The 250-nt window shown below is 48.0% G+C and carries 2 protein-coding genes; both read right to left on the bottom strand.

The features are described from left to right. Positions 1–119: PhzA/PhzB family protein (locus HMPREF3014_RS29110; RefSeq protein WP_003123758.1), on the bottom strand; the 119-nt coding region annotated here is incomplete at its 3' end. A gap of 35 nt (positions 120–154) precedes the next feature. Continuing rightward, positions 155–250, bottom strand: a 96-nt coding sequence (locus tag HMPREF3014_RS34155) for a PhzA/PhzB family protein (RefSeq protein ID WP_218189029.1), incomplete at its 5' end; no start/stop codon positions are given.

Here is a 250-nt window from a genome sequence, read left to right as displayed (position 1 = left end):
TCATGGCGGCGCAGGCGATCCTGGCCTTTGGTGTTCATATACTTGACCACCGTCTCGCGATTCTTCCTGCGCAACTCCACGGCGTCTTCGAAACCTTGGGGAATGGCATTATCGAGCATCGTCATATCTCCTCTTGAATTGGAATAAACATTAATCAGGTGGGAATACCGTCACGTTTTATTTGTGGAACGGCTATTCCCAATGCACGCAATTTCTGCATCGGGTTCATGAACTCGCGATTACGTTTTAT

The sequence above is a fragment of the Pseudomonas sp. HMSC065H01 genome, assembly GCF_001815235.1.
Classification (GTDB): domain Bacteria; phylum Pseudomonadota; class Gammaproteobacteria; order Pseudomonadales; family Pseudomonadaceae; genus Pseudomonas; species Pseudomonas aeruginosa.
Note: the sequence above shows the minus strand (reverse complement) of the source record. Positions and strands in the feature narration are given on the sequence as shown.